The sequence below is a fragment of the Vannielia litorea genome (assembly GCF_018424695.1).
In the GTDB taxonomy this organism is placed as follows: domain Bacteria; phylum Pseudomonadota; class Alphaproteobacteria; order Rhodobacterales; family Rhodobacteraceae; genus Vannielia; species Vannielia litorea_A.
In genome coordinates this window covers 1-5,965 of sequence record NZ_QTNQ01000137.1, presented here as the reverse complement: position 1 = coordinate 5,965, position 5,965 = coordinate 1, and the positions used below count along the sequence as shown (strand labels likewise).

Here is a 5,965-nt window from a genome sequence, read left to right as displayed (position 1 = left end):
ACCCAAGCCGTCCCCGGTGAGGGCCCGCTTACCGCCCGCCTCATGATCGTGGGCGAGCAGCCGGGCGATGCCGAAGACCTCTCCGGCAAGCCCTTCACAGGCCCCGCCGGGCAGCTCTTCGATACCTGCGCCGCCAAGGCAGGACTGGACCGGCGGCAAACCTACGTCACCAACGCGGTGAAGCACTTCAAATTCAGCCCGCGCGGCAAACGCCGCCTCCACCAGTGCCCCGATGCGGATGAGATCGAACATTGCAAATGGTGGCTCGACCTCGAGCGCAGCTGGATCAAACCCAAGCTCATCCTCGCCCTGGGCGCCACCGCCGCCCTCTCCCTCACCGGCAGCGCCAGGAACATCACCCGCCGCCGGTCCACCGTCGAGCACACGCCCGACGGCACCCCCGTCCTGCTGACCACCCACCCGAGCTACCTGCTCCGCCTGCCAGACGCCGCCGCCCGCGCCGAAGCCGAGGCCCGCTTCACCGCCGATCTCGCCGAAGCTGCCCGCCTCACGGCCTGACCTCGTCCAGCTGTGGGCCGATTCGTGCTATGATCTTGGCATTGGAAGCCAAACCATTCGGAGCGTCGGCATGCCGCAATCCTTCGACTACACCGTTCCGGGCCTCATCGTGCCCGTCCGCCAACCCAGCGGGATGACCTGCTGGGCCGCCATGTTCACCATGATCTACTCGTGGAAAAACCAGATCTCGATCTCGATAGACGACGCCATCAAGAGCCTCGGCGAACCTTACACCACCACCTGGAAGAACCGCGCGGGCCTTTCGATCAACGAAAATCGTAACCTCGCAAACGCCGCGGGGATGACAGCCGAGCCGCTCCACAACCCGTCCATCGACGGCTGGAAGCGACTGCTGCAAAACCATGGCCTGCTCTGGACAAGCTATGGCTGGCAAGTGTTCGGCCCCGATGGGCTGACCGAGACCCGGGCCGGGCGGCACATCATCATCTTCTACGGCATCTACGGCGACGGCACGGCCGGTGGCACCCACATCCGTTACATCGACCCGAGCGATGGCGCGCGCCACACCATGACGGTCGATCAGATGGTGTCTCAGCATGAAACCGGCTTCACCATGCGGCCCCTGCGCGACGAGCAGCTCAACCAGTTCTCACAGATCATGCACTACTGAGGCCGTGCGCGGGGCAGGCCCCCGCGCCAACCGCATTGCCCTCTTGCGCCCTTGCGCGCTATCCGGCAAATCGGGTCGGACCGGATAGGAGCCCGCCCATGACCCGCATCGACGACACCTTCGCCCGCCTTTCCTCCGAGGGCAAAAAGGCCTTCGTTGCCTATGTCATGGCTGGCGACCCCGATTACGACACCTCGCTGGAGATCGTCAAAAGCCTCCCCGGCGCGGGCGTGGACATCATCGAACTCGGCGCGCCCTTCACCGATCCCATGGCCGACGGCCCCACCATCCAGCTCGCCGGGCAGCGCGCGCTCGAGGCGGGCATGACCATGGACCGCACGCTCGAGCTGGCCCGCGCCTTCCGCGCCGAGAACGACACCACCCCCATCGTGCTGATGGGCTACTACAACCCGATCTACAGCCGCGGGGTCGACACCTTCCTGACCGAGGCCAAGGAGGCCGGCATCGACGGGCTCATCGTGGTCGACCTGCCCCCCGAGGAGGATGACGAGCTTTGCATCCCGGCGCAAAAGGCCGGGCTCAACTTCATCCGCCTCGCCACGCCCACCACCGACGACAAGCGCCTGCCCAAGGTGCTGCAAAACACCTCCGGCTTCGTCTATTACGTCTCGATTACCGGCATCACAGGCTCTGCCGAGGCCAGCGCCGCCGATGTCGCCCCCGAGGTGGCCCGGATCAAGGCGCAAACCGATCTGCCGGTCATCGTCGGCTTCGGCATCAAGACGCCCGAGGGCGCGCAAAGCATCGCCTCCGTGGCCGATGGCGCGGTGGTCGGCTCCGCCATCGTCGCCCAGATCGCCGATGGGAAGTCCCCCGCCGAGGTGACCGCCTTCGTGAAGACCCTCGCCGAGGGTGCCCATTCCGCCTGAGCGCCGACCGGTTGAAACCCGCCGCCCCGGCTGCCGATCCTTGCCCCGACGACAGAGGGAGGACCAGCCATGCCCGCCATCGACATTCAGGTGCTCGAAGGGGTGTTCAGCGATGAAGAAAAAGGCCCGGATCATCCAGGCCGTGACAGAGGCCTTCGGCAGTGTCGCCGGGCAGACCCTGCGTGACAACACCTCCTGCCGCATTCACGAAGTTCAGAGTGGATCGTGGGGCTATGCGGGCAAGGCGCTGACAACCTCGGATGCCCGCGCCATGCGGGCGCGCGGCTGAAGCCGTTCCATCGCAAACCGCTCAGGCCGGCTGGAACTTCTTGCGTGCGTGGTATGTCAGGGCGCTGGCCACCAGCATCCGCAGCTCGTCCACCGGCAGCTCCTCGCCCACCTCGAACAGCACGCCGCGGGTGCCGTCAAACCGGAACCTCTCGGGGAACAGCGCCTTGAAATCCGGGATGATCCGCGTGGCGCAATGCACGAACACGCCAAGCCCGCCTTGCTTGGAGGCCGCCAGCCGAAGCGGCGAGCCTGCCTTGGTCTCGCTCGTCACATAGGCTGGCTGGCCCCACTTCAGGCACTCCTCCAGCGCCCCAACTCCCGGCGTCGCCTCGGCCACGTCGAACACCAGCTCCCGCAACGACAGCAAGGCCTCCCGCACCGCCTCGGGAAAGCCTTCGTAGACGGCGGCGACGTCCGCGCTCGAGAAGGGAGGGTTGGCCTTGATCATGCCCCGATCATTCGGTGCGCGCAGGGTTTGCGCAAGCGGATTCAGAGCTGGAGGTGAACATGGTCGTCATGCCGTGCCGCCCGGCAACCCTGAAAGCGCATCTTGCCCCCATTCACGCCGTAGCGGGCGGCAAGGTGCGGCTCGACAAACACCTTGCCCACCCGCGCATCGCGCTTCAGCCAGCCCAGCGCAAACCGCATCCGCGCGTCGTCCAGCGCCATGTCACGCCAGAGCGGCTGAAGCCAGCGCATGTTCCACCGCAGGCTCTGCCAGCGGCGCGGGCAATCGCTCGGCCCCTCCTCGAAGGCGAAGTAGCCCAGCGGCGAGCGGGTGCGCCCGGGTACATAGCCCGTAGCGTCGCGATACCAGAAGGCCAGGTCGGCCTTCTCGCCATCGTCATGGCTGAGGTGAGGCAACAACGGCAGCCCGCTCGCAGGGAAGCCGCCGTCGAGCATCACCGTCACGGTGCCGGGGTGCGCCTTCGCCATATCGGCTGCCAGATCTTCCAGCACCGCCCGCAACTCAGGCGTCACGAAAGTGCGGTTCATCGCGCAATAGATCCCCTTGGCCCTGAGCGGCCCGCCCCAGCAGGGCACGCCCTCGCGGCCCGCCAGCGGCGCGGCAAGCCACATCGCACCGCAGAGCGCGATGTAGAGCGCCCCGAACGCCAGCCACCGCCGCCTGAACGCCAGCGCCCCCAGCCAGGCCAGGCCACCCACGAAAGTCAGCGCCGTGAGCGCTCCGGCAATGCCAAGCTGTAGGGTGGCTGACACCCACCACCGCATTCGCCTCAAAGCCCGGCAGCCTCCGCCTGCTCGGCCAGCAGCCCCTCCACGAAGGCGCCGAACTTCGGCCCCGGCTGGCGCGCCTCCAGCGTCGCCTTCAACGGGTCCGGCACATGGATCGACGTGCCCGAAAGCGCCTCCAGCACCCGGTGCCCGCAAAACGGCACATGGGCCTCCGAATAGCCGCCCTCATGCACCATCACCAGCCGCCCGCCACAGATCTCACCTGCAAGCGCCTTCACCGCTGCCGTCATCTCGCCAAAGCTATCGGCGGTGCAGAGCATCCGGCCCAGCGGGTCCATCGCGCCCGCGTCATAGCCGCAGGCCACCACGATGAGATCGGGCCGATGCGCCCGGATCGCTGGCAGGGCAAGCCGCTCCATCGCCGCCATGTAGCCCGCATGGCCCACACCCGGTGGCAACGGGATGTTGAGGTTCGCCCCCTCTCCCGCGCCCGCACCCCGGGCCTCGGCCCCGCCGGTATCGAGCGGGTAGTTCCGCGCCTGATGGATCGAGACGGTCAGCACCTCGCTACGCTCCCAGAAGCAGGCCTCAGTGCCATTGCCGTGATGCACGTCCCAGTCCAGCACGGCCACACGCTCCACGCGCTTGTCCGCCAGCGCGGCCTCCACGGCGATGGCGATATTAGCCATGAGGCAGAAGCCGTTGGCCCAGTCAGGCAGGCAATGGTGGCCGGGCGGGCGACTGAGCGAATAGGCGTTGTCCAACTCACCCGAGGACACCGCGCGCACTGCCTCCACCGCCAGCCCTGCCGACAGCGCCGCCACCTCGTAGCCGCCCTGCCCGAACGGCGTGCGCAGGCCCAACTCACCGCCGCCCGCGTCCGACATCTCCTTGAACGCATCGAGATAGCTGACCGGATGCACCCGCAAAAGCTCCTCCCGCGTGGCTTCCGGAGCGCCGCGCAGCGCCAGCTCCCCGTCGATCCCGCTGACGCTCATCAGGTTCTTCAGCCGCCGCTTGGTTTCCGGCCCATCCGGCAACCCGCCCGCGCCGGGCTGCACGAAGCCGCCCACCGGCAGCGTCAGGGCATAGTCGCCGCCGTGGTGCCAGAAACACCGCTCATCCCAGAAAAATCCCGTGGCCATCTCGCCCTCCGCGTTGCCCCGTGCCAATCAGTGCCATGGCCAAACCTCGGATGCAAAAGGGCAGCCTCGCCCACCTCGCCACACCGGGTGCAACGCTGACTGTGAAGGTCACACCCAATGCCCGCACCGATTCGGTGATGGCGCAAGGCGACACCCTGAAAATCACCAGCACCGCCACGCCCGAGGGCGGCAAGGCAAACGCGGCGGTGATAAAGCTTCTCGCCCATGCCCTCGGCGTGGCCCCTAGTCGGCTAACCCTCACAGCAGGGGCAACCGGCCGCACCAAGGCGTTTCGGCTGGACTGACATGCAGCCCCGGTCTGCGCGCCGGCGTCTCAGCGAAACTTGTCGACCAGCCTTTGCAGCGGCGAACGGCCATCCGACTCCGGCTCCGGCGCGGTTTCTGCGGCCTTCTGCGGCGCTTCGGCCTTTTGTGCGGCCTTCTTCTCGGCCTTGGTGGGCTGCATCCGCCGCGCCACCGCGTTCATGAACCGCCCGGAATCGCCCGCCGCCAGTTCGCCCGCGCCGTCGGAGATGCCCCGCAGCATGTCGTCCAGCCACTCGGCATCATGCTTTGCGAAGTCTTTCAGCACCCAGCCGGGCACAGCCTCCTTGCGGCCCGGATGGCCCACGCCCATGCGCACACGGTCGTAATGCGGCCCGATATGCTCATGGATCGAGCGCAGCCCGTTGTGCCCCGCATGGCCGCCACCCGCCTTGCAGCGCAGCTTGCCCGGCGCAAGGTCGATCTCGTCGTGAAACACCATCACGTCGGGGGCCTCCAGCTTGAAGAAGCGCATCGCCTCGCCCACCGACTGCCCCGAGAGGTTCATGAAGGTCATCGGCTTCAGCAGCACGATCTTCTCCGAGCCAAACCGCCCTTCTGAAAGCTCGCCCTGAAACTTCGCCCGCCACGGCCCGAAGCCATGATCGGCGGCAATCCGGTCCACCGCCATGAAGCCGATGTTGTGCCGGTTGGCGGCATATTTCTCGCCCGGATTCCCGAGCCCGACCCAAAGCTGCATCGCGTCGCTCCCCTTCCCGGCCTCAATGCCGCGCCACCGGCCCCGGCGCAACCCGCAGGGTGGGCAATCTGCTAAACACCCCCTTCACCCCGGCAACCCCGGATCGCTCGCCACCACAACCGGCTCTTCGCGCACGCGTTCCCACCACGTCGCCAGCGCCGGAAACTGAGCCAGCAACTCCGCCCCCGCCTCATACCGGCAAAAAGCATCCACCATCGGCACAAGGTGGCAATCCGCCCGGCTCAGCGCCCCCTCCAGCACCAGCCCC

At 67.4% G+C, this 5,965-nt stretch carries 10 protein-coding genes; 5 read left to right on the top strand and 5 right to left on the bottom strand.

Annotated elements, in window-relative coordinates; all coding sequences use genetic code 11:
* The 4 genes from DYI42_RS22890 to DYI42_RS22875 form a co-directional block, all read left to right on the top strand.
* On the top strand, positions 1–519 hold a 519-nt coding region (locus tag DYI42_RS22890), incomplete at its 5' end, for a UdgX family uracil-DNA binding protein (protein ID WP_213549299.1).
* Between the two features lie 70 nt (positions 520–589).
* The gene (locus DYI42_RS22885; RefSeq protein WP_213549297.1) at positions 590–1,150 is read left to right on the top strand and encodes a papain-like cysteine protease family protein; all 561 of its coding nucleotides are present in this window, start codon (positions 590–592) and stop codon (positions 1,148–1,150) included.
* A gap of 98 nt (positions 1,151–1,248) precedes the next feature.
* Positions 1,249–2,040, top strand: coding sequence for a tryptophan synthase subunit alpha (gene trpA, locus DYI42_RS22880; protein WP_213549295.1), 792 nt, complete (start codon positions 1,249–1,251; stop codon positions 2,038–2,040).
* A gap of 112 nt (positions 2,041–2,152) precedes the next feature.
* Positions 2,153–2,329, top strand: a complete 177-nt coding sequence (locus DYI42_RS22875) for a tautomerase family protein (protein WP_244868106.1) — start codon at positions 2,153–2,155, stop codon at positions 2,327–2,329.
* Positions 2,330–2,350: 21 nt separating this feature from the next.
* Here DYI42_RS22875 and DYI42_RS22870 read toward each other — a convergent pair whose 3' ends face one another.
* Genes DYI42_RS22870 through DYI42_RS22860 form a run of 3 tightly spaced genes read right to left on the bottom strand, consistent with a single transcriptional unit; the run spans position 2,351 to position 4,673 of the window.
* Positions 2,351–2,779, bottom strand: a complete 429-nt coding sequence (locus DYI42_RS22870; RefSeq protein ID WP_213549293.1) for a DUF1801 domain-containing protein — start codon at positions 2,777–2,779, stop codon at positions 2,351–2,353.
* Between the two features lie 41 nt (positions 2,780–2,820).
* A complete protein-coding gene (locus DYI42_RS22865; RefSeq protein ID WP_213549291.1) occupies positions 2,821–3,564 on the bottom strand; it encodes a hypothetical protein in 744 nt (247 codons plus the stop codon).
* A 5-nt stretch (positions 3,565–3,569) separates the two neighbouring features.
* On the bottom strand, positions 3,570–4,673 hold the full coding sequence (locus DYI42_RS22860) for a class II histone deacetylase (protein ID WP_213549289.1): 1,104 nt from the start codon (positions 4,671–4,673) through the stop codon (positions 3,570–3,572).
* 50 nt (positions 4,674–4,723) lie between these two features.
* Here DYI42_RS22860 and DYI42_RS22855 point away from each other — a divergent pair, with 50 nt between their 5' ends.
* Positions 4,724–4,978 (top strand): DUF167 domain-containing protein, encoded by a 255-nt coding sequence (locus DYI42_RS22855; RefSeq protein WP_440870663.1) that lies wholly within the window; start codon positions 4,724–4,726, stop codon positions 4,976–4,978.
* A 29-nt stretch (positions 4,979–5,007) separates the two neighbouring features.
* On the opposite strand, the gene pth is transcribed toward DYI42_RS22855, so the two are convergent.
* Both pth and DYI42_RS22845 read right to left on the bottom strand, forming a co-directional pair.
* Positions 5,008–5,697, bottom strand: coding sequence for an aminoacyl-tRNA hydrolase (pth, locus tag DYI42_RS22850; RefSeq protein WP_213549285.1), 690 nt, complete (start codon positions 5,695–5,697; stop codon positions 5,008–5,010).
* Positions 5,698–5,781: 84 nt separating this feature from the next.
* A partial coding sequence (locus DYI42_RS22845; RefSeq protein WP_213549283.1) for a glutathione binding-like protein occupies positions 5,782–5,965 on the bottom strand: 184 nt, incomplete at its 5' end.